General features: G+C 70.3%; 19 protein-coding genes. 13 read left to right on the plus strand and 6 right to left on the minus strand.

Annotation, left to right across the window (positions count from 1 at the left end; translation table 11 throughout):
- Window positions 1–12 precede the first annotated feature (12 nt).
- The 5 genes from HUA76_RS37960 (at window position 13) to HUA76_RS37980 (ending at window position 6062) form a co-directional block, all read left to right on the plus strand.
- The gene (locus tag HUA76_RS37960) at window positions 13–885 is read left to right on the plus strand and encodes a serine protease (protein ID WP_141644776.1); all 873 of its coding nucleotides are present in this window, start codon (window positions 13–15) and stop codon (window positions 883–885) included.
- 63 nt (window positions 886–948) lie between these two features.
- Complete coding sequence (locus tag HUA76_RS37965) at window positions 949–1401, plus strand: cytidine/deoxycytidylate deaminase family protein (RefSeq protein WP_141644775.1); 453 nt, start codon at window positions 949–951, stop codon at window positions 1399–1401.
- Between the two features lie 259 nt (window positions 1402–1660).
- Window positions 1661–2281: a sensor histidine kinase gene (locus tag HUA76_RS37970; protein ID WP_371746092.1), complete on the plus strand. Its 621-nt coding sequence runs from the start codon at window positions 1661–1663 to the stop codon at window positions 2279–2281.
- Window positions 2282–2359: 78 nt separating this feature from the next.
- A complete protein-coding gene (nla6, locus tag HUA76_RS37975) occupies window positions 2360–3805 on the plus strand; it encodes an enhancer binding protein Nla6 (RefSeq protein ID WP_141644773.1) in 1446 nt (481 codons plus the stop codon).
- Between the two features lie 289 nt (window positions 3806–4094).
- Entirely contained in the window at window positions 4095–6062 is a 1968-nt protein-coding gene (locus tag HUA76_RS37980; RefSeq protein WP_174463643.1) for an ArsA family ATPase, read from the plus strand.
- Window positions 6063–6262: 200 nt separating this feature from the next.
- Here the strand turns inward: HUA76_RS37980 and HUA76_RS37985 are convergent, their stop codons facing one another.
- Window positions 6263–6958: a tetratricopeptide repeat protein gene (locus tag HUA76_RS37985; protein ID WP_174456607.1), complete on the minus strand. Its 696-nt coding sequence runs from the start codon at window positions 6956–6958 to the stop codon at window positions 6263–6265.
- Between the two features lie 101 nt (window positions 6959–7059).
- Here HUA76_RS37985 and HUA76_RS37990 point away from each other — a divergent pair, with 101 nt between their 5' ends.
- From HUA76_RS37990 to cmk, 3 genes are read left to right on the plus strand one after another with little or no spacing between them, the layout of a single operon-like run.
- Entirely contained in the window at window positions 7060–8028 is a 969-nt protein-coding gene (locus HUA76_RS37990) for an acetyl-CoA carboxylase carboxyltransferase subunit alpha (protein ID WP_141648761.1), read from the plus strand.
- A gap of 26 nt (window positions 8029–8054) precedes the next feature.
- Entirely contained in the window at window positions 8055–9146 is a 1092-nt protein-coding gene (gene hisC / locus HUA76_RS37995) for a histidinol-phosphate transaminase (RefSeq protein ID WP_174456606.1), read from the plus strand.
- Window positions 9143–9835, plus strand: coding sequence for a (d)CMP kinase (cmk, locus tag HUA76_RS38000; RefSeq protein WP_141648763.1), 693 nt, complete (start codon window positions 9143–9145; stop codon window positions 9833–9835). The genes hisC and cmk overlap by 4 nt, the downstream gene beginning before the upstream one ends.
- Before the next feature lie 37 nt (window positions 9836–9872).
- On the opposite strand, the gene HUA76_RS38005 is transcribed toward cmk, so the two are convergent.
- Window positions 9873–12011, minus strand: coding sequence for a transglycosylase SLT domain-containing protein (locus HUA76_RS38005; protein WP_174463644.1), 2139 nt, complete (start codon window positions 12009–12011; stop codon window positions 9873–9875).
- A gap of 354 nt (window positions 12012–12365) precedes the next feature.
- Here HUA76_RS38005 and HUA76_RS38010 point away from each other — a divergent pair, with 354 nt between their 5' ends.
- Window positions 12366–12599: a hypothetical protein gene (locus tag HUA76_RS38010; protein ID WP_141648765.1), complete on the plus strand. Its 234-nt coding sequence runs from the start codon at window positions 12366–12368 to the stop codon at window positions 12597–12599.
- Window positions 12600–12676: 77 nt separating this feature from the next.
- Here HUA76_RS38010 and HUA76_RS38015 read toward each other — a convergent pair whose 3' ends face one another.
- Window positions 12677–14302, minus strand: coding sequence for a CAP domain-containing protein (locus HUA76_RS38015; RefSeq protein WP_174463645.1), 1626 nt, complete (start codon window positions 14300–14302; stop codon window positions 12677–12679).
- Complete coding sequence (locus HUA76_RS38020) at window positions 14299–14598, minus strand: DciA family protein (protein ID WP_141648767.1); 300 nt, start codon at window positions 14596–14598, stop codon at window positions 14299–14301. Before HUA76_RS38020 ends, HUA76_RS38015 begins: the two co-directional genes overlap by 4 nt.
- A gap of 182 nt (window positions 14599–14780) precedes the next feature.
- Between HUA76_RS38020 and HUA76_RS38025 the strand changes: the two genes are divergently transcribed.
- Window positions 14781–17384: a carboxypeptidase regulatory-like domain-containing protein gene (locus tag HUA76_RS38025; RefSeq protein WP_174463646.1), complete on the plus strand. Its 2604-nt coding sequence runs from the start codon at window positions 14781–14783 to the stop codon at window positions 17382–17384.
- A gap of 130 nt (window positions 17385–17514) precedes the next feature.
- Complete coding sequence (locus HUA76_RS38030) at window positions 17515–18390, plus strand: GGDEF domain-containing protein (protein WP_141647946.1); 876 nt, start codon at window positions 17515–17517, stop codon at window positions 18388–18390.
- A gap of 29 nt (window positions 18391–18419) precedes the next feature.
- Here HUA76_RS38030 and HUA76_RS38035 read toward each other — a convergent pair whose 3' ends face one another.
- Window positions 18420–20810, minus strand: coding sequence for a 1-acyl-sn-glycerol-3-phosphate acyltransferase (locus tag HUA76_RS38035; protein WP_174463647.1), 2391 nt, complete (start codon window positions 20808–20810; stop codon window positions 18420–18422).
- 2 nt (window positions 20811–20812) lie between these two features.
- A complete protein-coding gene (locus HUA76_RS38040) occupies window positions 20813–21778 on the minus strand; it encodes an SDR family oxidoreductase (RefSeq protein WP_174463648.1) in 966 nt (321 codons plus the stop codon).
- Window positions 21779–21880: 102 nt separating this feature from the next.
- Here HUA76_RS38040 and mutL point away from each other — a divergent pair, with 102 nt between their 5' ends.
- Window positions 21881–23743, plus strand: coding sequence for a DNA mismatch repair endonuclease MutL (gene mutL / locus HUA76_RS38045; protein ID WP_174463649.1), 1863 nt, complete (start codon window positions 21881–21883; stop codon window positions 23741–23743).
- 160 nt (window positions 23744–23903) lie between these two features.
- Window positions 23904–24059, plus strand: coding sequence for a hypothetical protein (locus tag HUA76_RS38050; protein ID WP_174456601.1), 156 nt, complete (start codon window positions 23904–23906; stop codon window positions 24057–24059).
- Window positions 24060–24079 lie beyond the last annotated feature (20 nt).

Below are 24079 nucleotides of genomic sequence, written 5' to 3' on the forward strand. Positions count from 1 at the left end.
CCCGGAGAGTCGATGACCCGCTTCCTCCTGGGCGCCCCCGTCGCCCTGCTCGCCCTCGCATCGTGTGCCGGTGCGCCCGCGTCTCCCGCCAGCGCTCCCGTGCCACAGGCGCCGCCGGAGGTGGTGCGGGTATCCACGCCGGAGCCGTCGAGGCCGACGCGCAAGGAGATGGTGCGCCGCATCCTCCCTCACAACGTGCGCCTGCAAATCACGGAGGCGGACAAGGTGAGGCGCACGGCCTCCGGCGTGGTGGTGGGCTCCGAGCGGAGCGCGGAGGGCGTGGTCGCGTGGGTCATCACCAATGCGCACGCGGTGGTGATGGACGACCTGAAGGCCCCCACGCTGAACGTGCTGGTGGACCGCCGCGCGGATGTGGAGTCGCACGTGGGCCAGGTGGTGGCGACCGGACAGGTGCCGGACCTGGACCTGGCGCTCGTGAAGGTGCCGGGGCTGGCGTTGCCCGCGGTGGAGTTGGCGGACGAGGCGGAGCTGGAGTTGGGCGAGGACGTCGTCGTGGCGGCGTCGCCCTATGGCCGCGCGCTGTCGCTGTCCGGCGGCATGTTGTCCCAGGTGGAGTGGGACCGGGAGTCCCGGCGTCCGAGGATGGTGAAGACGGACGCGCCCATCGGCTACGGCGCGTCGGGCGGCGGCATCTTCAGCCTGGAGTCGGGCCGGCTGCTGGCCATCGTGGAGGGCTACCGCACGGCGCAGGTGGACTTCGCGGTGCGTGAGGAGAGCTACAGCTTCGACGTGCCCATGCCCGGCGAGACGTTCGCCGCGCCCAGCACCAAGGTGCGACAGTTCCTGCAAGCCAAGGGCTTCGGGCGCTTGTTGGAACGCAGCCTGCCTGGCGAGGGAGGCGTCGCTCACGCCGCCGGGCGCTGAGCCGCCTTTTTGTCGACAGCCGTCCGCTGCGCGCTACATCTGCTCGGGCCAGGAGGCGAGCGGATGTCGGGACGTGTTTCGTGGGATCAGTACTTCATGGACATCGCCAAGCAGGTGGCGACGCGGGCCACGTGTGATCGCAAGCACGTGGGGGCCGTCATCGTCCGTGGACGAACCATCCTGTCCACCGGCTACAACGGCTCCATCCGCGGCCTGCCGCACTGTGACGACGTGGGCCACATGATGGAGAACGGACACTGCGTGGCGACGGTGCACGCGGAGGCGAACGCCATCATCCAGTCCGCCACCAACGGCGTGGCCATTGATGGAGCGACCATCTACACGACCGCCAGCCCCTGCTGGCCGTGCTTCAAGCTGATCGCCAACGCGGGCCTCGTCCGCATCGTCTTCGGCGAGTTCTATCGGGATCCCCGCATCTTCGAGGTGGCCTCCCAGCTCAAGCTGGAGCTCGTTGGCCTGGGTGAGGCCGCGCGCCCTCCCGCGTCCTCGACCTGAAGCGCCTGCTGGAACCCTTCGGGAAGCGTCATCCGGACAACACTCCGGAGCCTGTCCAAGCCATTGACTCCACTCGGGAATTTGCCGTTTCCGGCAAGAATTACCGACCCAGGGTTGACGTTGTGGAACAGGCTCCCTAACTCTTGCCGGCGGTGGGGTGGCGGCGGGAGAGGGAGACGAAAAACCCGAGGAGTTTCCGTTGGTTAGCTCGACGGCTGTGTCCAGTAGCGTGGTGCGTGTCCAGGAAGCGACGGATCCCGTGGTGGGCGCTGCCCGCTATGGCGCCGTGCAGACGCTGATGGACAGCCTGCTGCACGACGTCCGCAACCCGCTCAATGCGATGGCCATCCACCTGGAGGTGCTGTCGGAGAAGCTGAAGGCGGAGACCGGGCAGGTGCCGCCGTCGCAGGAGAAGAACCTCAAGGCGCTGCGCGAGCAGATCCAGCGCGTGGACGGAATCCTGCGGCAGTTCTCCGACTTCATCGTGACCCGGGGCGGCACGGCGGGCGAAGTGGACCTGTCGGACGCGACGACGCGGGCGCTGGGCGTGGTGGCTCACGAGGGACGCAAGCGTCGGGCCACGGTGCAGGTGGCGGTGGAGGCGGGCGTGCTGGTCCGCCTGGCGGACACCTCGGAGCTGGGCTTCTTCGTCATCCAGGCGTTGCTGCGGGGCTTCCGGCGGGCCGAAGGCGGGGGCTCGGTGCGCGTCACGGTGCGAGGGGAAGGCTCGGTGGCGGTGCTGGAGGTGGAGGACACCGGGGGCGACAGCGCTCCGGAGCACGCGGACGTGGTGGCGGCCCTGGGGCTGCGCTGTGCCCAGCTGGGAGTGGACCTCCACGTCCGAGGTGGTTCCTGCCGGCTCATCTTTCCTCGCGCTTGAGGGCTGTACCGGGCGCCAGGCTTCTCCTTCAGAGTCATCCCCCATTCGCGTCACGACGCAGTACCGGAGGTCTTCATCTTGGGTAGCGCACGAATCCTGGCCGTGGACGACGAACGCGACACGTGCGAGGCGCTGGCGGAAATGCTCAGCACCTGGGGGCACAAGGTCGAGACGGCCTTCGACGGGCACGATGCCCTGCGCAAGGCCGGAGAGTTTCGACCGGACGTCGTCCTGTCGGACCTGGCGATGCCGGAGACCGACGGACTGTGGCTGCTGCGCAACCTCAAGGAAGAGCTGCCGGACTGTCCGGTGGTGTTCCTCACGGGCCGCGGCACCATCGACGCGGCGGTGGAGGCCATCCGCGAGGGTGCGTATGACTTCATCGTCAAGCCGCTGGACACCGCGCGCCTCAAGGTCTGCATCGACCGCGCGCTGGAGAAGAAGGAGACGATGCGCGAGGTGCAGACGCTGCGCCGTCGCCTCAAGCAGCTGGGCTCTTCCGACCTGATCGCCCAGTCCGCGGGCATGCGCAAGGTCATCGAGCTGGTGGAGAAGGTGGCCCCGTCCAAGGCCAGCGTGTCCATCAGCGGCGAGTCCGGCACGGGCAAGGAGGTGGTGGCGCGCGCCGTCCACAACCTGTCCCTGCGCCGCGACAAGCCCTTCATCGCCATCAACTGCGCGTCCATCCCCGCCACGCTGATCGAATCGGAGATCTTCGGCCACGAGCGCGGCGCCTTCACCGGCGCGGATCAGCGCCGTCCGGGCGTGTTCGAGCTGGCCCATGGCGGCACGCTGTTCCTGGACGAATTGGGAGAGATTCCCATCGACCTGCAGGCCAAGCTGCTCCGCGTGCTGGAAGAGAGCCGCCTGCGCCGGCTGGGTGGCAAGGTGGAGCTCGAGGTGGACGTGCGCGTGTTGTGCGCCACCAACCGCGACCTGAAGCAGGAGATCAAGAACGGGCGATTCCGCGAGGACCTCTACTTCCGGCTCAACGTGTTCCAGATCCACCTGCCGCCCCTGCGCGAGCGCCGCGAGGACGTGCCCATCCTGGTCCAGCACTTCGTGGACAAGTTCCGCGGGGACTCGGCCAAGCGCGTGTCCGGGGTGCACCCGGAGGCCATGGAGGTGCTCAAGAACTACGAGTGGCCGGGCAACATCCGCGAGCTGCGCAACGCGGTGGAGCGCGCGGTGATCCTCTGCGACGGGGAGCTGATCACCCGGGAGCACCTGCCGCCGGACATGGCGGGCAAGGGCCCGGAACGACACACGTTCCGGCTGCCTTTTGGCCTGAGCCTGGACGCGGTGGAGCGCGAGTACATCCTGGGAAGCCTCCAGCGCAATGGCAACAACAAGGCGCGCACGGCGGAGGTGCTCGGGGTGAGCGAGAAGACGCTCTACAACAAGCTCAATCGCTATGCGGCGGAGGCGCGCACTCAGCAAGGCGGGCCCTCGCGTGACAACGGGCCGCTGGGGGGACAGGGAGGCGATGGCCCCCTGAGCGCCCACAACCTGGTCGCTCGCTGACCTGACGGGTAGGAAATCCCCTCCGGATTCCGCGCTGTTGGAGCGGCTCGGAGGGGCGGTCAAGAAGGCCTTGGCAGGAGGTGCCGAGAGGGGCCGACCCTCCGCGAAACCCCGCGTCAATTCTTGACTTTTGACCTCTGGACAAGGGATTCTGTGGTCGACTCCCACCCACAGGGATGGCCCGGCCGTACAGGTCGACGCACCGGGCAAACTCCGACGCCTTCTTCTCGGCAAATCAGGAGTGTGCATCAGAGTGCCGCCGGGGGGGCACAAGGAAGGCCACAACGCAATGAGCGACGCGCGAGTTCTTCACTTCTTCGGCGGCAAGGGCGGGGTCGGTAAGACCACGCTCGCGGCGGCGTACGCGTTGCGGTTGTCGGAGGAGGTCCCGAAGGAGCGGGTGCTGCTCGTTTCGCTGGATCCGGTGCGCTCCCTGTCGGATCTGCTGAAGAAGAAGCTGACCGCGAAGCCCTCGAAGCTGGTGGCGGGCAAGGGTGAGGGTGGCGTCTGGGGCCTGGAGCTGGAGCCGGCCGCGCTGCTCAAGCCGTTCCTGGCGGACTACCTGCCCGCGCTGAAGAAGGCCGCTGGCAAGGGCACCCACTTCTCCGAGGAGGAGCTGGGCTCGCTGTATCAGCAGGCCGTCCCCGGGCTGGAGGAACTGGTCGGGCTCTTCCACGTGGTGTCGCTGCTGGAGGGTGAGGATTTCGACCGGGTGGTCGTGGACTGCTCGCCCACGAGCCACACGCTGCGCCTGTTCGACCTGCCGGTGGGGCTGCGCAAGTTCCTGGGCCTGGTGAAGGCGGGCGGCGACAAGCCGGCGCCGTCCACGGGCAAGGGCAAGAAGGCGGAGGCCGCCGCGGCGGAGCCGACGTACCTGGAAGCGCTGGGGCAGAAGGCGGAGAAGCTGCTGGGGCTCTTGAAGGACCCCGCGCGCACCGCCTTCCACCTGGTGGCGCTGGCCGAGCCGGTTCCCGAGGCGCAGACGCGCATGCTCTTCACCCAGCTGCGCGAGCGCGGGCTGCCGGTGACGGAGATCGTCGTCAACCAGGTGGAGGACCGCGAGGGGTGTCCCGCGTGTCAGGGCCGCCGGGGTCTGCAGGCGCCGCACGTGCGCAAGTTCCAGGCGCTGGACAAGGCCGTGCCGGTCCACCTGCTGGGTCGTCGTGAAGTGGCGCCGCGCGGGCTGGATGGCGTGGGCCTGTTCGCGAAGGCCTGGGCGGGTGGCAAGGAGACGAAGGCGCTGGAGTTCGCCGCCGCGGAGGGCCCTCCGGCCCTGGTGCGCGCGCCGTCCATGCCGCCCATCGCCGCGCCGCCGCTGCCGCCCACGCGGCTCATCTTCTTCGTGGGGCAGGGCGGAGTGGGCAAGAGCTCCTGCGCCGCCGCCGCCGCCGTGACGCTGACGGAGAAGGAGGGGCCGGTGCTCCTCATCTCCACGGATCCGGCGCACTCGCTGTCGGACGTGCTCCAGAGCCGGCTGACGGACACCGAGACGCAGGTGAAGGGCACCAAGGGTCTGTACGCGCGCGAGCTGGACATGGCGGGTTGGTTCAACGCCCTGCGCAAGCGGCTCAAGGAGAAGGCGGAGAAGGCCTTCGAGGGCGCGCCCAAGGCGGGCAACGACGTCCCCGCGGATCTGCTCTACCTGCGCAACCTGCTGGAGTCCGCGCCCCCGGGCATCGACGAGCTGGCGGCGATGAGCGTGCTCACCGACGCGCTGGTGCAGGAGCGCTTCAAGCGCATCGTCGTGGACTCGTCGCCGGTGGTGAACTCCGTGCGCGTGGTGGAGCTGGCGGAGACGGCGAAGACGTGGCTGGGCGCGCTGCACGCCGTGCTCAACAAGCACCGGGCCAAGGGCCTGGGCGAGCTGGCGGACGACATCGCGGGGATGATCAAACACGCGAAGCGCTTCGAGGAGGCGCTGGCGTCTCCCACGGAGGCGCGCTTCGTCGTCGTCACCCGCGGCGAGGAGCTGGCCGCGTCCCGCACCGAGCGCGTGGTGGAGTACCTGAAGGAGAGGAAGCTCCCGGTGGAGCGCATCCTCGTCAACCGCGTGGGCCCCAAGTCCACCTGCGAGAAGTGCGAGAACCGCCGCAAGCTGGAGCTGAACGCGGCGAAGGCCATCGAGAAGAAGCTGGGCCTGCCCGTCACCATGGCACCGGCGCTCGGTCGGCACCCGGCCGGGCTGCGCGAGCTGAAGGCGTTCCGGACGGCGTGGTACGCGCTGTCTCCTCCGGCCGCGAAGATCAAGGCCGCCTGAAGCAGCGAGGTGGGGGCCCCGCCATTGTGCTGGTGGCCTCCCACCTGAAACGCCCGCCGAGGCCCGTTCCCGTCCGCCCCCGCTGAGCACCTTGGCGTCCTCTCACGTGAGGACCAAGCGCTCTTCTCGTGGGGCTTCTGTATGCGTGCGAGCCCCGTCATCCCAAGTGGTGGCTGGTCAGCACTCGGACGCGGGACGTCTCAGGCGTCGCACTCCGAGGGCGCGTCGGTGAACGTTCCGAGTTCGGGGAAGGTGAGTGCTCCTGCCTCCGTCAGCGTGCCCGTGCGGGGTGCCTGTCCCTTGAGGCGCAGCTCCACCTGACGGCCGGTCACCGAATACGTCCCGGACACCTCGCTTCGCTGGGGCTTGCCCTCCGCGTCCACGGAGCGGGTCCAAAGGACGGCCCTGCCCCGGGTGAGGAAGCGCAATCCCCGGGTGCTGCCCAGGACGCCGACGCCCGGGCCGTACCAGGCCACGGTGCGCAGCAGGAAGGGCACGTCCGCCTCGCGCTCCGGGACTCGGCCCAGCAGCCGCTGCCAGCCCAGCGTGTCGCGAATGCCGTCCAGGTCGGCGTCCTGGCGGGCGCGGGCCAGTCGCCGGGCGTCCAGCCTCACCGCCTGGGAGAGGTGCTCGACGATGACGTCCCGATGGGCGCCGTACTCGCACACGCGGCCCTGCTTGCGCAGGACGCCCAGCGTGGCGGCGGCGTTGTAGCGGGGCAGGGCGTACGCCGGGTCTTCCTTGGCGGCGGCCTGGAACTTCTCCAGGGCCTCCGGGTAGCGGCCGGCCCGGTACAGGCGGAAGCCCTCGGTGTTGAGGCCCTTCGCGGAGGGGGGCGCCGGGGTGGCAGGGGGGGCGGTCAGCGCCAGGACGAGCAGCGGCAGGGCCAGAAACATGTCGCTCCGAATGGGACGCAGGTGTCCGGCAGCGTGACACGGTGCGGTGCGTAACCGCTTGCGCGTTGAAAGGTGCCTTACCCTGGTGCTAGTTCCGCGCCATGGCAACCGGCATCAGTTACGCGCTCGACTTCGAGCGCCCGCTCATCGAGCTGGAGAAGAAGATCGATGAGCTCAAGGCGTTGTCCACGGGTGGTTCCGCGGACTTCACCTCGGAGATTTCCAAGCTCGAGAAGAAGGCGAAGAAGCTCCAGACGGAGATCTTCAGTGACTTGACGCGGTGGCAGGTGGTGCAGATGTCCCGCCACCCCGCGCGCCCCTACTTCCTGGACTACATCCGCCTGCTGTTCACCGACTTCGTGGAGCTGTGTGGAGACCGGCACTTCGGCGAGGACCCGTCGATTGTCGGAGGCTTCGCCCGTTTCGACGGCAAGCCGGTGATGGTGATGGGGCACCAGAAGGGCCGCAACACCAAGGAGAACATGGCGCGCAACTTCGGCATGCCGCGCCCGGAGGGCTACCGCAAGGCCCGCCGGCTGATGGAGCTGGCGGAGCGCTTCGAGAAGCCCATCCTCACCTTCGTGGACACGCCGGGCGCCTACCCGGGCATCGGCGCGGAGGAGCGCGGCCAGGCGGAGGCCATCGCCGTCAACCTGGAGGTGATGAGCGGGCTGCGCGTGCCCATCATCTCCACGGTGGTGGGTGAGGGCGGCTCGGGTGGCGCGCTCGCCATTGGCGTGGGCAACCGCGTGCTGATGTTCCAGAACAGCGTCTATTCCGTCATCTCGCCGGAGGGCTGCGCCTCCATCCTCTTCCGCGACGCCAGCAAGGCGGACAAGGCGGCGGATGCGATGAAGCTCACCGCGGGCGACCTGCTCCAGATGAAGATCATCGACGAGGTGGTGCCCGAGCCCGCCGGTGGCGCGCATCGAGACCCCGCGAAGGCGGCCGAGGCGCTCGGCAAGGTGCTGCGCAAGCACCTGGGCCAGCTCGCCGAGCTGTCACCCGACGGTCTGGTCAAGGACCGCTACGCGAAGTTCCGCGCGCTCGGCGTGTTCACCGGTCGCTGAGGCACATCTCCAGGGCCTCTACCTCCATGCGACCTCTCGTTCCTCCCCATGTCGAAACGCTCAAGCCGTACGTGCCGGGCAAGCCCATCGAGGAGACCGAGCGCGAGTTCGGCCTGACCGGTGTCATCAAGCTCGCCTCCAACGAGAACCCGCTGGGGCCCTCCCCGCGCGCGCTCGAGGCCATGCGGCTGGCGTCAACCCAGGTGCATCTGTATCCGGATGCCACGTCGTTCCACCTGGTGCGCCGGCTGGCCGCGTCCCTGGGCGTGCAGCCGCAGGAAGTGGTGCTGGGCAGCGGCTCCAACGAGCTCATCGAGCTGCTCATCCGCACCTTCACCACGCCGGAGGACGAAATCCTCCTGTGCAGGAACTCCTTCTCCGCGTACCGCATCTCCGCGCAGGCCCACGGGCGTCCCTTCGTGGAGGTGCCCATGCGCGAGGGCTACCAGTACGACCTGGAGGCCATGGCGCGCGCGGTGACGCCGCGCACGCGGCTCATCTTCCTGGCCAATCCGGACAACCCCACGGGCACCGCGTTCGGCCGGAAGGAGCTGGAGACCTTCCTCGCGGCCGTCCCGCCCGAGGTGCTGATTGCCTACGACGAGGCCTACTTCGAGTTCGTCGACTGGCCCGACTACGTCAGCGGCGTGGAGTTGTTCCGGCGTCACCCGAACGTCGTGGCGCTGCGCACCTTCAGCAAGATTCACGGGTTGGCGGGCATCCGCCTGGGCTACGGCGTCATGGACGCGAAGCTCGCCATGTATCTGCAGCGCACGCGCATGCCCTTCAACCTGACGGTGGTGGCGCAGGCGGCGGGCCTCGCGGCGCTGGAAGACACCGAGCATGTGCGGCGCACGCGGGAGAACAACCGCGCGGGCCTGCGCTACTTCGAGGCGGAGCTGCCCCAACTGGGAATCACCCTCACGAAGAGCCACGCGAACTTCGTGTTCGCGGACTTCCGCCGCTCCTCCACCGAGCTGTACGAGCTGCTCCTGCGCAAGGGCGTCATCGTCCGGCCCTTCGCGGGCGGGGGTTTTCCCACCTGTCTTCGCATCTCCGTGGGGACGGCCTCGGAGAACGAGCGGTGCGTGCGCGCACTGAAAGAGGTGCTCTCGTGAGCCCACGGTGCTTCATCGTCGCCATCGACGGGCCGGCCGGTGCTGGCAAGTCCACGGTGTCCAAGCTGCTGGCGCGCCGGCTCGGCTTCTCCCTCGTCGACACGGGCGCCATCTACCGCTGCGTGGCGCTGATGGCGACGGACGAGCGCATCCCCTACGACGACGACGCGCGCCTGGGGGAGCTGCTGGGCCGCGTGCACATCCACTTCCAGGTGGTGGGCGAGGAGAACCGCGTCTTCCTCGGCGGCAAGGACGTGTCGGGCGACATCCGCTCGCCCGAAATCTCCATGGCCGCGTCGCAGGTGTCCGGGCGCCCTGTCGTCCGCGCGGGCCTGCTCCAGCTCCAGCGTCGCCTGGCCCTGGAGTCGAGCAAGGGCTCCATCCTGGAAGGCCGCGACATCGGCACGGTGGTGTTCCCGGACGCGGACGCGAAGTTCTTCCTGGAGGCCAACCCCGAGGTGCGCGCCCGCCGCCGCTTCGAGGAGCTGTTCCAGAAGGGCGTGGAGAGCAGCCTCGACGACGTGCTCGCCGACCAGACGAAGCGCGACAAGGATGACTCCGCGCGCGCGGTGGCTCCGCTGAAAGCCGCGGAGGACGCCATCCGCGTGGACTCCAGCAGCCTGCCGCTGTCGGAGGTGGTGCACTCCATGGAGGCGGAGATCCTCCGCCGCATGGCGGCACGCGGGTAGGGCGCGTGGGCGCTCCACCCGCCTGGGCCGGCTCGGCTCAGAAGGTGACGCCCTCCTTGGAGGGCGCCGGCACCACCAGCGACAGCCGGGGCTGCACGCCCTGGGCGTCGTAGAAGGCGTGGTAGAGGAACAGGTCCGCCACCACCTGCTTGACGTAGCCGCGCGTCTCCCGGAAGGGGATGGACTCCACGAAGAGGTCCAGCGGCAGGTCGCCGCGCTCCTGGGCCCACTTCGCCGCGGCGCTTGGTCCCGCGTTGTATGCGGCCGCCGCGAGCACCGGATGTGAGAAGCGCTCCATCAGCCGTGACAGGTACCAGGCCCCATAGCGGATGTTCCGCTCGGGCGAGAAGAGGTCCGCGGGCGCCGGGTCTGGCTCCGCGAGCTTCCGGGCAATCTCCGTCGCCGTCTTGGGGATGATCTGCATCAGCCCGCGCGCGTCCGCCGCGCTCATGACCTCCGGCTTGAAGGCGCTCTCCCGCCGCATGATGGCCCACACCAGGAACGGGTCCACCTTGTGCGCCGTCGCCGCCTGCTCCACCGCGTTCGAGAACGCCCGAGGATAGAAGGCCGCGAGCGCATCCGGCTCGCGTGAGCCGAAGGCCCGGCCCCACAGGTGTCGCGCCGCCACCGTGTGCGCATGGCCGAACTCACCCAGGCCGATCAACGCGTGCGCGAAGGGCAGGGCCTGGTCCGCGGAGCGCAGGCGCGCCACATGCGACTCCACCTCTTCGGCCGCGTCCCGGAACAGGCCCGCGCGCGTCAACTCCACCGCCAGCCCCAGCTCGGGAGGACGCGGCAGCTCCAGCGACAGGGGAGGGCGCGGGAAGCTCGCCGGTGCCACCCGTCCCAGCTCCTTGAGCCGCTCCGAGGCCAGCAGCGCGTAGAACGACGCGGGCGCCACGGTGATGAGACGCTCGTACTCCGGGCCGACCTCCGCGGCGGCCCCGCCGCCCAACTCGCGGCTGCGAGCCATCCAGTAGCGCGCCTGCGGGGCCAGGCTGCTCCTCGGGAAGGTCGCCACCAGCGACTCCAGCGACGCGCGCGCCTTCGCGTAGTCCGCCAGCCGCAGGTACGCGAGAGAACGGAACCACAGGCCCTCGTCCCGACGCCGCGAGCGCGCGTAGCGCTCCCCATGCGCGGTGAAGGACTTCGCGGCCTCGGCGAAGCGCCCCGCCTGCAGGTCGAGCCAGCCCGCGAAGAAGGCGCCTTCCTCGCCCGCCGACTGCGAGGCGTACTTCTGGTCCAACGCCGCCATCAGCGTCCGGGCCTTCTCGTTGTCGTCCGCGCGCAGGGCCCGCCGCGCCACAAGCAGCTCCGCGTCGGCCGCGACACTCGCGGGCCCCTTCTCCGCGATGGCGAGCGCCTGCCGCGCGTCCTCGTCGCGGCCCAGCGCGAACAGGGCCCTGGCCCGCAGCAGCGACACCTTCGCCGTCTGCTCCTTCGAGAGCTTGTCGCCCTTCAGCGCCTCCAACTCCTCCAGCGCGCGCTGGGACGCGCCACCGCTGAGGAAGCCCTCGGTGCGCTGCGCGCGCTCCGCGAAGCCCAGGCGCACCCCGGGACGGCGGACCTCGGTGAGCCACTTCACCGCGTCATCGGCGTACGGGTGCGTGGGAAAGCGCAGCGCCACCGTCATCAAATCCGCCTGCTGCCCCGCGCGATTGCCCGACGCGCCTCGCGCCTGGGCTCGCTGGAAGAGCAGCTCCGGGGACGGCGTCGCCTTCACCGCCGCCTCCAGCACGCCCACCGCCTGCTTCGCCTTGCCCGCCTTCAGGAGCGATTCGCCCAGCCGTGACCGGGCCCGCGTCACCAGGTCCAGGGGCGCTCCCGGGGCCTCCAGCACCCGCGCGAAGTCCAGCGCGGCCCCCGCGGCATCCCCCGCGTAGAAGCGCGCCTGGCCCAGATAGAAGGCCCGGTAGGGCTCCAGCAGGGCAGGGGCGGGGCCGGCCGCCAGCATGTCGCGCGCCTCGGCCGCTCGCCCGTCGGACAGGGCCAGTGTGCCGGCCAGCAAGGCGAGCCGCCCTGCGTCCGGACACTGCTTCACCACGCAGGCAGCCCACTCGCTCTGGGCCCGAGAGGTCGCGTCGGTCTGATGAAGCCGCACGGCCTCCAGGGTTGTCGGGGATTGTCCCAGGGAAACCCCCAGTGCCCACCCCGCGACCGTCCCCATCCAGCTCATGTGTTCTTCCTTTCAGCACGCGGCTTTGCGGCCTGCCAACGAGACGCGTCCCTCAATCATTCCCCCTCTCACACGAGGGGGGTGGTTTGACAGCCGGCCCGACAAGTCCTAAATCCGCGCGCCATCGGGCCGGTTCGAAATGTCCTCAACCCGTCGTCATTCGCTGAAAGCGTTCAGGCGATTACGTGCTCTTGGGTCATTGAAGTCGGCCCGTTGCGTCACCCGGGGTGCATCACTACTTTGCGCGGCCGTTGCACGCTACCCCGGTCCGTCGTTGTCCAGGCGGGACCTGTCGTCCGGTAACACTGCTCGTTCACAGCGCTCGGGGGGGAAACAGCACAGAGGGAGGGCTCCATGAAGCCGTGTCCAGCCGATCTGCCGCAAACCATCAATCCCGAGGCCGGGCCGAAGCGTGCCGGTGTCGAGACGCATCGCAACCTGAATTGCCACCAGTATGACAACTGCCTGGACGAAGCGGTCCGGCGAGGGTGGCAGTCCTTCACATGCATGAAGTGCCCGATGTATCAGCACGCCGCGCCGCCGCAGATGGGCCTCGAGGCTTACGCCACCCAGCGCCGTCCCGTCTGATTCGGAGTCGCTTCACCGTGTGAGGGGAGGCCCCGTTATGGAGAGGGGCGCCCCACACGGGCCGCGCCCGCCGCGCCTCACTGGACCGCGGCGTAGATGACGGCGACCCAGTATTGCTTCGCGCCAAAGCGCTTCGAATCGCCCCGCACCACGCCCACGCCCACCCGGTTGTTGGTGGCTTCGGTGACGCTGCGGGACTCGGGGAGCGCGGCCGGGTCAGAGACCACGAAGAAGTCCACCGATGCGGTCCCCGCGTCGGGGAGCACCCGGAACACCCGTTCGTGCAAGGGCGCCTCGCCAGGCTGTGCAGCGGGCTGGTCCAACTCCAGCGCATGTCGGGCATGTGCCAGCGCCAGGGACTCCAGCGCCTGACTCCGGGCCAGGGGCGGCAGCTTCTTCGCGGCGCGCCACCGCGCCAGGGCGTCATACGCGTCCTGCTGGGGATTCTGCGGGTCCGCCGAGGCGGGCGACGCGGCGGTGAAGACCTCCGTGACGGTGGCCTCGCTGCGACCGCCTGCCACTGTTCGCAGGACGACGCCCACCCCCATGAAGCGGAACCCGGGATCCAACAGGTTCCGGCGGTGACCCGGGCTGTGTTCGATGCCGAAGTGCGCCGCGAGCGGCCCGGCGGCCTGCCCCAGGTTCTCTCCGGCCCGTCCGTAGCGCGAGCCCGGGGGAAGTCGACGGGTGAGGGTGCTCCCATCCGGCGCGATGTGCGCGAAGAAGCCCTCTGTCGTCATGCGAGTGCTGTACCCCTGGGCCACGCGCTCCAGCACCGGGTCCGGCATCAGCTCCACCAGCCCATGGGCCCGGCGCAGGGCGTTGATGCGCTCGTGCAGGGCGCTCCGCGCGCCTTCCTCCGTGGTGGGCTCCACGTTGTTCTCGCGCTCGCCGCGCAGACGGACTTCCCCAATCTGCGTGAGGAACAGGGACGTGACTTCCGGCCCCGCGTCGCCCTGCGCGACCACCTCCACCGTGTAGGTACCGGGCCTGAGGAAGTCCAGGCGCGTGCAGAAATCGGAGCCCTCCGTTCCTCGCCGCGTGAGGGGGACGATGACCACTTCACCGTCGGGTCGCGTGACGTAGATCTCCGGCGCATGGAGCGGCGGATTGAGCCTTCCGCAGAGCGTCTGCACCGCGCGCTCGCCGGGCATGACGCGGGGGAACGGCTTCAGCTCCGCCTTGCGGTCCGACACCAACGTCACCAGGGCGGCGCGCTTGTCCACCAGGGCCACGCCCACGCCGAAGTGGGTGGCCCGATCCGAGTTGAGGTCGGTCCGGGCGCGCAGCGACTCGAGCGCATGCGCATGGGCCCACGCGCGGATGACGAGCGCCCGGGGCGCCGGATCCGCCGCGCCCGCGTCGCTGACGGCCTCCGTGAGGGTGAAGAGGTCGGGTGCGCCCGTGAAGACGCCGCTGAGGGCATCGTGGGCCAGTCGCCTCGCGGCCACGCTCAGCGCGCTGTCCTCCGTGGGCGCGCGACGTCCCACGCGCTCGAACTCCCGCACCACATGCTGGGCGGCCTGCCGCTCCATCGACTCCGCCGGCGTCAGCGGGGCCTTGCGCTCGGGCGGTGGGGCGCGCGGCGCCAGGGGCGCTGACGGCGGCGGCGTGGCCCTGGAAGGCGTGGCGGGCCTCGTTGCTCCCGTCGTGGGCCTGGGCGCGGCGGCCAGGAGCGCCGTCAGCGCGAGCACGGCGATCATCGGGTGTCCCACCGGAAGGTGAGCGCCTTCACCGTGCCGGGGCCCAGTCGTTCATTGAGCTGCGCGCACAGCGAGGGCGCCTCGGCCTCCAGGGTGCGGGCCCACTCGGCACTCGTGACGATGACGACGAGGGTGCCGCCCTCCAGCGCACGGGGGGAGCTATGGCGGGCAATGTGTGCTCCCACCACCGCGCCCCACACGGGCGCGAGGGCATGGCCCCGGCCTGACTCACCCGCGAGGCGCGCCAGGACACGGGGTAGGAGACTTTCCAGGGACTTGGGCTCGCCACGGGCCATCGCGCACGATGATGATTCGTGAGAACCTGAAAGCCAACCACCTGTTGCGTGACGTGGGCGAAGAGCGGGCGGCCGGGTCCGACGGTGTCCAGCGAGGGGGCTTCAGGGCCCTCCGCGCCGTCGCGCGATGGGCGTCGTGCCTGTATGGTCTTGGGCGTTCCGCCCCCCGGGAGCCGCACCGTATGAGTCCCTCGCCTCGTCCCCTGCTGCTGACAGCCCTCGTGTGCGCCCTGGGGACGCTGGCCGGCTGTGGGATGAACGCCGACGAAATCCCCGGCATCCCCGGCGACAACAAGCCGCTGCCGGGTCCCTGCGCGGTGGACCAGGACTGCCCGAACCCGTCCCTCTTCATCTGCAACACGGCGCTGTCCCGCTGTGAGCCCGCCTGTCGGACCCGCGAGGACTGTGAGGAGGGCAAGCGCCAGCAATATGCGCTGCCCATGTGTGACAACCCGCTGGGCTGTCAGTGCGACATGAACCGGTGCGTGGTGGGCCTGTGCGCCGCGGACGCGGATTGCGGCGTGGACGAGGTCTGCCGGGACGGGGCCTGCGGGGCGCCTCCGGCCCCGGCGCTCGCGGCCTCGTGCCAGGTGACGCCAGAGGTCGTCGTGGGCAGCCCCGAGTTGTCCGTCGTCTTCGGGGTGTGGGTGAAGGATGCGTCGGGGCGGCCCGTGGTGCCGCGTGATGGCGCGACGTGGTCGTCCCTCTCTCCGATGGCGACAGGCGGGGGCACGGGCGTCCGGGCTGCTTTCACGCTGCGGGTGCCCGGCGCGGAGCAGGACGTGGTGGAGGCGCGCGTCGGCTCGGCCGTCTGCCGCGCCCGCGTCATGGTGCTCAGCCCCGACGTGCCGGACGGAGGGGTGCGCGTGCTCGTGTTTGACGAGCTGACGGGACGTCCGTTGCCGCTGGCCTCCGTCGCCGTGTCGGAGGTGGGCGGGAAGATGTTGTCGGTGGCGCTGACGGGGCTCGATGGCGTCGCGTGGGTGCCCGCCTCGGGCACCGTGGGCCTGTCCGCCTTCCACCCGGACTTCGGCTACCTCACGCTGGCCCGCCATGACGTGGACGACCACCGCGATGTCCGGATGGCGCTGCGGCGCAACCCGCAGGATTTCTCCGGAGGCGTGCGGGTCGACTTCGTCGAGCCGCGTGCGGCCGGCGTCCCGGCTCCCATGCTGCGGTTGGGAATGACGGGCCTGTCGGTGCCGGGGCTCTTCTCCGAACTGGCGTCGGGGACGTTGCTGGGCTTCGAGCGCGAGGTGGAAGTGAGCGCGGGCGGCACGCGGCGACTGCCCCTGCCGTCGGGTACGGCGCTCTGGTTGGAAGGGGGCACGCCGCCTCCGGCCTCCGCACCCGGGGTGGCGGGTATCTGCGATGGCGCGCTTGCCGGGGTGTTGAATCCCGAGGAGGCCATCCTGTCCGGTACCTGTGGCACCCGCGCGGCCTGGGGGCTGACGGGGAGCGTGCCGGTGGCGGAGCTGCCGCTCAATGCGTTGGAACCCGGAGCCGACCCGCTGCTGATGCTGGGGCGCCTGCTCCCGCTGTCTCCGCGCTTCTATTCGTCCGTGGCGCGCGATGCCGCCTTCCGCCTGGTTCCCACGCCGGGCCTCTCCACGGGAGAACCAAGGCCAGACACCGTGGCGTATTCCGAGAGCGTGTCCCTGGACTTCGAGGGCGTGCGCCTGGCGTTTCCCTTCGCCATGCGCGTCCCGGAGCTTCCTCGCTACCGGGGGACCTATCTGGACCGGGCCTATGTGGTGAGCACCGTGGTGGCGCCGGGACGAGGGCTGGTGCCCCTGGGGCTTGGAGCCGCGGCCAACGTCGCGCCCGCGGATCCGAACACGGACGCGGATGTGCGGGTGGGCCGGTCCGGCGTGGTGGCCCTGCGCATGGCCCCCGCGCACCATGGCCTGGAGGGGCAGCCCTACCGACTCCTGGTGGGAGCGACCTCCCGAGCGGCCCTCGACGATGCCTCCGCGGGCACGGCGACCGGCTTCGTGGTGGCGGACCTGCCGGGATTGACCTTCGACCCCCTGGGCGAGCACCCCGTCGAGCCCACCGTCGACTTCCTCCCGATTCCCGAGGACGCCCGCTACAACTTCGACGGCGCCGAGGCCCACGGCCTCCAGGGACGAGAGCTGCGCGCCGCCGTGGACGAGCCCGCCACCCTGGTCCGCGTCGTCTTCACGGACCGCCTCGGGCGACGTTGGACGGTCCTGGCCTCACCCGACGAACTGGAGGAAGGCATCCGTGTCCCTCGACCTCCCGCGGGGATCGAGGACCGGACCTACTTCGGCGACCACCTGGGCTCGCGGGCGCTCCTGCGAGTGGAGGTGCTCCAGGTTACCGGGCGTGATGCTCGCGACACCCTGGGGCCCTCGCGGCTGGTGGCGGCGGGCGGTCCAGGCCTGGACCACGTGGGGGACCTGACTCGCGCGGCGTCGTCGCTGGACGTGGGGCGCCCGGAAGTCACCTGGCTCTATCCGGAGCTGGAGGGACAGCGGCTGAGCCGGGGAAGCGCCGTCCGCGTCCGAGTCACCGGTTTTCGCCCGGGCGCGAGCGCCGGGGCCGACGGCCGCGTGCGTGTCATGGTACGGGGGGGCGGGAAGGGCTGCGAGGAGGTCCTCGTGAGCGACTCCGCCGCCTCACCCGCGACGGGGGAAGTGCAGCTCCAGCTCCCGGCCAACTGCTCCGGGACAGGGGTGTCGCTCATCGCATCGCTGGAGGACACGGAGGGCGCGCTGCTGCGTCCACCTGTCTTCACGTCGAGGGGCGTGGATATCCCCTAGGGGGGATGAAGGAAGACGTCGTTGGTTGGATGTCCATGGACGGAGGTTCCCTACCTGGCGTCTCGCCTTGTGATTCGCTTTCTGGATTTGCAGGGTGGTAGCGTCTCGTGGGTCGTTCGCTGGAGGAGCGGTGCAGAAGGAGACGGTCGTCACGGTCATCTCGAAGATCTCCGACCGGCCGGTCAACCTCGACGCGGCGCTGGTGGTGATCTACGGATTGGACCTGGGTCGGAAGTTCGATTTGACGCGCGAGGAGACGCTGATCGGGCGCTCGTCGAAGTGCGACATCCAGATCGACCAGGAGTCGGTGAGCCGCAACCACGCGGCCATCGCGAATACCCGCGAGGGCGTGAAGATTCGCGACGCGGGTTCCACCAACGGCACGTTCATCAACGACGAGGTGGTGGAGGGTGATCGCGAGCTGCGCAACGGCGACCTGGTGAAGATTGGCCGCACCATCTTCAAGTACATCGCGGGCGGCAACATCGAGGCCGCCTACCACGATGAGATCTACCGGCTGACCACGATGGACGGCCTGACGCAGATCTACAACCGCCGCTACTTCGACGAGCAGCTGGACCGGGAGATCTCCCGCAGCCGCCGTTATGAGCGCGTGCTGTCGCTGGTGTTGGTGGACATCGACCACTTCAAGAAGGTGAACGACAAGTTCGGGCACCTGGCGGGAGACTCGGTGCTCAAGCAGCTGGCGTCCACGGTGCGCACGCGCATCCGGCGAGAGGATGTCTTCGCGCGCTATGGCGGCGAGGAGTTCGCCATCCTGTTGCCGGAAGTGGCGCTGGTCGGCGCGCGACAGCTCTCCGAGAAGGTCCGGCGGTTGGTGGAGAAGCAGCGCTTCGAGTTTGATCGCCAGCCCATCCCCGTCACCATCTCCCTGGGCGTGGCCGTGTTGGATCCCCGCCACCGCGAGCCTGGAGACCTGGTGCGCGCGGCGGACGAGAAGCTCTTCGAGGCGAAGACGGGTGGGCGCAACCGCGTCATCGCCTGACGCGGCATGCGCCCCTCGGGGCGTCCGTTTCAGCCGGCGAAGATGGAGCGCCGCTCCCGCAGCAGCGTGTGGATCATCGACTGGATGGCCTCGCGCGTGCGCTCGGTGAGTCGACCCACTTCGCCCAGGTCCTCCGCTGCTTCAGGGGGCAAGCCGTCCATGGCGATGGGTTCGCCGAAGCGGATGCTCCACTTGGCGGGCAGCGGGCCCAGCGGAGTGAGGGGCACGTAGGGCAACCCGAAGAAGCTCGCGGGAATGCGTCCCAGCAGGGGGGAGGTCTCCTCCGCGCCGACGATGGCCACCGGGACGATGGGCGCTCCCGTGCGAAGGGCGAGCTTCACGAAGCCACCTCGCCCGAAACGCTTGAGCCGGTAGCGCTCCGCGAAGGGCTTGCTGAGCCCCTGGTAGCCCTCTGGGAAGACGACCAGTGGGCGCTGCTCGTCGAGCAGCCGCAGCGCGTTCTCCGGGCATGCCCGCACGGCGCCCAGGCGATTGAAGAGGGTGCCCAGCACGGGCGCGTGGAAGATCTGATCCTCCACCAGCCAGCGTGATTCGCGCAGGTCGGGGCGCTCGCGAGCCAGGGTGAGCGACATCACCAGGCCGTCATAGGGCAGGGCGCCCGAGTGGTTCGCCACCAGGATGGCCGCGCCCTTGGGGATGTGGTCCGTGCCTTGCGCGGCGACGCGCCAGTACTGGCCATAGAGGAACTCCAGCACGGGCTCCAGCCGCTGCACCAGTGACGGGTCCTTGCCGTACTCGTCCAGGTGGGCGCCTCCGCCCGTGCCCAGGCCCGCGCGGACGGCGTCCAGCATGCCGTTCATCGCGCCCCAGGCACGTCCCAGGCCCTCGCTGGCCAGCGCCTGTCCGGCGATTTCACGCGCCAGCGACAGCATGCCGGTGGCGCGCTGCGCGAGGGGACGAGGGGCGTCGGATTCCCCCGAGCCATCCGGAGCCCGCGCCGCGCGCGCCGCATCCTCCTCGGCGGTTGCGGGCACCAGGGACAAGGGGCCTCGACGGCCTGGGGGGAACTCGTCGCGCGTCGCGTCTGGCATTTCCACCTCCGGCTCCAGCGAGGAGCGGGTTGTCGAGAGGGGCGGGGAGGACAGCTCCCACACGTCATCGGCGTCGTCTGGCGTTTCGTCGAGGTCGGAGAGCTCCAGCACCGCGCCCGCCAGGTCCTCGTGCGGCTCGAGACGGGAACCCTGGTCCGCGTCGGATTCGTTCGCGGTGTTGTTCGCGGCGCGCTCCTCGAGAGCGTCCCTGGAGTGCGTGAACGGGGCGCGGCGATCCATCACCTCCGCGACGGCGAGCTCGGCGGCGCTCTCGGCCACCTGCGCGGCGACGGTGGCGGCGAGCTCGCGCTCGCGTTCCGGGCGGCGGGTCGAGGGGCTGTGGTCCAGGACCTCTTCGACCGCGGCTTCGGCCAGCTCGGTCGCCATCTCCGTGGCGAGGAGCCTGTCCACGGGCTCCTTGGAGCCGTCCCGCCGGTTCATCGCCACGTCCACGGCGTGCTTCGCGGTGACTTCGGCCACCTCGGCGGCGAGGGCTTCCGCGAGCGCGTGGTCCACCTCCCGCTGATGGGGTGTTCTCGCCGCGTTGGCGTCATCCATGGCCGGAGCGCGCGCGGGCGGCGGCTCGCGCGGCGTCACCGGAGCCGCGGGTTCACGCAGGGGCTCCACCTCGGCCGAAGGCACTGCGGACGTGTCGGCGGGTCGCGTCGCGGCGACGTCCTGGCCGTGGGTGTCGCGGTTCTCTTCCGACACCGAAGCCGCGGACTCGTCGCCTTGCCGCGCCCGTGCACCGCGCGATGCCGATGCTGGGGCCTGGTGGCCAGCGCCCGATGTGCGCTGCGAAGCGCCCGCCCCGGAGGGCTGACGGGCTGCCGCACTCGGGCCATCCTTCGGGCCCTTGGCGCCATTCGTGCGAGAGGGTGCTTTCCCGTTGGCGTTGGATGCGTGCTTCACCTTCGCGTCGGGCGGCGTGGCGTTCGCCTTGAGCTTCGCCTCGTCGCCGACCTTCGAGCCGGCCGTGCCTCGCGACGCCGTGCCCTGTGGCTGTTTCGTTCCCACTCCGGTTCGCGAAGCGGATGCACCGCCTCCGGAATGTGCCCTGGCCTCGCCCGCGCTCCGGGCCGCCGCCGTGGTGGAGCCCTTCGCCCCGCCCGTGGACTTCGCGGGTGCGGGCTTCGCGCTGGAGGGCTTCTTCGCTCGGCCCTTGTCCAGGGTGCCATCATTCCTGGCGTGGGCCGCGCTCGGGCCCGACGACGCGCGGGTGTTCGCGGCCTTCTTCTTGTCGTCGGAGGTCCCGCGCTCGGAGGGCGAGCGCTCCTGCTTCGCATGGGGGCCGGGCTTCGCGGGCGCGCCATCGCGGGTGGCGGCTCCGCGCTGGAAGGGATCGTTCCCGAGGACACCCTTGGCCATCTCTAGCTCCTCTTGAGCGCCGCGGCGGCGTCCCTGACGTGGTGGAAGGGGATGAATCCGAGGGCGGTCTCGGCGCGCGCGCCGTCCGCCACCCACGAGTAATGGATGTAGTCGAGAAGGGCTACGGGCAACGTGTCCGCTCCCACCACATCCAGCGCGTGGAGTGCGCCACGGAACAAAGGCCCTGGGAGGGGGAGCGGGCGAGCACCCGCCTGCCGGATGAGGCCGGACAGTGGCAGCACACCCCGTCCGACGATGTTGAACTCGCCGGATACGTCCGCCCGCAGCGACAGATGCAGCGCCCGCCCCGCGTCCTCCTCGTGCAGCCCCTGCCACAGCGGGTCGAACCCGAGCAGCGTGGGGACCACGGACGTGCGCGTCAGCAGCCGCGTCACGGGATTCTCGATGGTTGGCCCCAGCACCGGCGCGAAGCGCAGCACGAGCACGCGCATCTCCGGATGCCGCTCGCGGAAGGCACGGACCTGTCCCTCCACCTCCACCTTGTCGGTGACGAAGCGGCTGTGAGGACAGCCCTGCAGCGGCGACTCCTCTCGCAGCAACGCGGGGTTGTTCCCCCGCGCGCCATAGACGGCCGTCATCGAGGGCACCACCAGCCTCGGCAGCCGCGCCCGGCCCGCCGCGGTCAGCACGTTCATCGTGCCGATGACCTCCAGCTCGTGCGCCAGGGAGCCGTTGCGGATGGGTCCGAAGAGGAACGCCAGGTGGTAGAGCGCGTCCACGGGGCGCTCGGCCAGCGCGTCGGTGAGCTCGCTTTCGGCGTCATGCCGGGTGAGGTCCACCTGGTGGAACTCCACCTTGGCCCCCTCCGGACGGGCGACGTCCAGAACGAGAATGCTCTCCACGTCGGGATCCCGCTCGAGCCGGGGCAGCAATAGCTTCCCGTACTCGCCGCTGGCTCCGGTCACCGCGACGCGCAACCGCCCCTTGCCTGGTTGTGACACGTCCATACGCGGGCTCTCCTGTTAGCCCAGCCGGTCCTGAATGTCAGCCTGCACCCATCTCGTCTCGCTGGACAACGTTCGTTCCGTGGCGGAGGGTGGATGATTGCCATGGCTCGCATCGCACGTCTCAGTGACGTCCTCATCAACAAGATCGCCGCCGGCGAGGTGGTGGAGCGCCCCGCGTCCGTCGTGAAGGAGCTGGTGGAGAACTCCCTCGACGCGGGCTCGAGCACCATCCGCGTCGACCTGGCCGGTGGGGGCGTGGACCGCATCATCATCTCGGACGACGGGCACGGCATGGGGCGGCACGACGCCACGCTGTGTCTGGAGCGTCACGCCACCAGCAAGCTGCGCGAGCTGGACGACCTGTTCCACATCGACTCCATGGGGTTCCGGGGCGAGGCCGTGCCCGCCATCGCCTCCGTCTCCCGCTTCTCCCTCCACACCGCCGAGGTGGGCGCGGACGTGGGCACCCGGGTGACGCTGGAGGGTGGGGTGGACCCGCTCATCGAGGATGCCCCTCCGCGCACGGGCACCGTCATCACCGTGGAGGACCTCTTCTTCAACGTGCCCGCGCGCCGCAAGTTCCTGCGCCGGGGCGACACCGAGCTCAAGCACGCCGAAGAGGCCGTCATCCGCCTGGCGCTCGCGAACCCGGAGGTGGGCTTCTTCGCCACCCACGAGGGCAACGAGCTCTTCTCCAGCGCGGCCTGCCCGGAGGACCCCCGCGAACGCATCGCCGCCGCGCTGGGCCCCGCGGCCCACCCGCACCTGTTCCCCGTGGAGGAGCGGCGCCTGGGTGTCAGCGTCACCGGCTACGCGGCCTCGCCCGAGTTCACCTTCCCCAACGCGCGCGGGCTCTACACGTTCGTCAACCGCCGCTACGTCCGCGACAGGGGCCTCATCGGCACCATCCAGCGCGCCTACCAGGACTTCCTCGCCGCGGGCCGGCAGCCCGTCGTCGTCCTGCACATCGACGTGGACCCCATCGCGGTGGACGTCAACGTGCACCCCCAGAAGCTGGAGGTCCGCTTCTCCGATGCCCGAGGCGTCCAGGAGGCCATCAGCGCCGCGCTCAACCGGATGCTGCGCGCGGCCCCATGGCTGGGCGCGGGCGCCGACCCCAATGGCCCCGGCGGGAATCAGCCGCGCGATGCCGCGCACTATGCGCTCGCCGTGGAGCGCTTCCTCACTCGCGCTCAGGAGGCCTCCTGGGGCGCGCCGCTGCCCACCACGCTGGACGCAGCATCGGGGGGCGCTCCGTCGCACGCCCTGTCCGGAGCGCCCGGGCCCATGGTCGGGATTCCCTCGTCGCTGCCCTTCGGCGCGGTGGGGCGCCCGCCCGCGTTCGGCGAGGCCCAACCCCAGCTCAATGAGGCCCCTCCGCCGGGCTACTTCGTCGCGCTGCGACCCATGGGCCTGCTCGGAGGTCGCTTCCACCTCTGCGAAGGACCCGGCGGCACGCTGGTGGTGTTGGACCCTCATGCGGCGCTGGAGCGGACCCGGCTGACGACCTACCTGCGCGCGCTGGACGATGCGAAGGGCCCTCCCGCGCCCTCGCTGTTCGGCACCACGCTGGAGTTTCCCGTGCAGGTCGCCAAGGCGCTCGTCGAGGGGCGCGAGGCCCTGTCGCGCCTGGGCGTCGACGTGGAGCCCTTCGGCGGCACGACGGTGGCGCTGAAGACGGTGCCTCCGGGGTTGGAGGGGGCGGATGCTCGCTCGTTGCTGGAGGCGCTCGCGCGCGCGTTGCCGCCCAAGGGCGCCGCGCTGGACTCCGTCACGCTGGCCGAGGCCGTGCGGGTGATGGCGTGTCATGCCGCGCGCAAGGCGGGCTCCGTGCCGCTCACGGACGCGCAGCTTCGCGCGCTCCTGGGCGAACTGGACCGGGCCGACTTCCATCCCCCCTGCATCCACGGCACGGTGGTGGTGCTGGAGATGCCCCTGCTGGAGCTGGAGCGCCGCGCCCGCTGAAGCCGGAATCCCAGTCCCTCCGCGCCCTTGCACGGCCGGAAAATTGACCCGTGGGAGGCCGCTGCTACGGTGGGCCACACGCCTGTAGCACGGGGCGGACCGGGCACGGACGGCCGGGAAGAGCATCCCTCACGGCAACAACCACGATGGGAGCGGCCACATGCGCGGTGTCATCACCCTGCGGGACGTGGTGTCGAACCTGGGCGTGGTGCTCCGTGAGTTCGGAGCCCTGTGTGTCGTCCGCTGTCTGGTCGCCTCGCTGCGCCGCCAACGGACGACGTTCCTCGAAATCGCCGTGCGCCCCAAGCGCTCCTGACCTTCACCCCCGAGTCCCTG

Source organism: Myxococcus sp. CA056 (assembly GCF_013336715.1).
GTDB classification, from domain to species: domain Bacteria; phylum Myxococcota; class Myxococcia; order Myxococcales; family Myxococcaceae; genus Myxococcus; species Myxococcus llanfairpwllgwyngyllgogerychwyrndrobwllllantysiliogogogochensis.

Coding starts and splice junctions, on each gene's coding strand:
- HUA76_RS37960 (WP_141644776.1), top strand. CDS start 13: ATGACCCGCTTCCTCCTGGGCGCCCCCGTCGCCCTGCTCGCCCTCGCA.
- HUA76_RS37965 (WP_141644775.1), top strand. CDS start 949: ATGTCGGGACGTGTTTCGTGGGATCAGTACTTCATGGACATCGCCAAG.
- HUA76_RS37980 (WP_174463643.1), top strand. CDS start 4,095: ATGAGCGACGCGCGAGTTCTTCACTTCTTCGGCGGCAAGGGCGGGGTC.
- HUA76_RS37985 (WP_174456607.1), bottom strand. CDS start 6,958: ATGTTTCTGGCCCTGCCGCTGCTCGTCCTGGCGCTGACCGCCCCCCCT.
- HUA76_RS37990 (WP_141648761.1), top strand. CDS start 7,060: ATGGCAACCGGCATCAGTTACGCGCTCGACTTCGAGCGCCCGCTCATC.
- hisC (WP_174456606.1), top strand. CDS start 8,055: ATGCGACCTCTCGTTCCTCCCCATGTCGAAACGCTCAAGCCGTACGTG.
- HUA76_RS38005 (WP_174463644.1), bottom strand. CDS start 12,011: ATGAGCTGGATGGGGACGGTCGCGGGGTGGGCACTGGGGGTTTCCCTG.
- HUA76_RS38010 (WP_141648765.1), top strand. CDS start 12,366: ATGAAGCCGTGTCCAGCCGATCTGCCGCAAACCATCAATCCCGAGGCC.
- HUA76_RS38015 (WP_174463645.1), bottom strand. CDS start 14,302: ATGATCGCCGTGCTCGCGCTGACGGCGCTCCTGGCCGCCGCGCCCAGG.
- HUA76_RS38020 (WP_141648767.1), bottom strand. CDS start 14,598: ATGGCCCGTGGCGAGCCCAAGTCCCTGGAAAGTCTCCTACCCCGTGTC.
- HUA76_RS38025 (WP_174463646.1), top strand. CDS start 14,781: ATGAGTCCCTCGCCTCGTCCCCTGCTGCTGACAGCCCTCGTGTGCGCC.
- HUA76_RS38035 (WP_174463647.1), bottom strand. CDS start 20,810: ATGGCCAAGGGTGTCCTCGGGAACGATCCCTTCCAGCGCGGAGCCGCC.
- HUA76_RS38040 (WP_174463648.1), bottom strand. CDS start 21,778: ATGGACGTGTCACAACCAGGCAAGGGGCGGTTGCGCGTCGCGGTGACC.
- mutL (WP_174463649.1), top strand. CDS start 21,881: ATGGCTCGCATCGCACGTCTCAGTGACGTCCTCATCAACAAGATCGCC.
- HUA76_RS38050 (WP_174456601.1), top strand. CDS start 23,904: ATGCGCGGTGTCATCACCCTGCGGGACGTGGTGTCGAACCTGGGCGTG.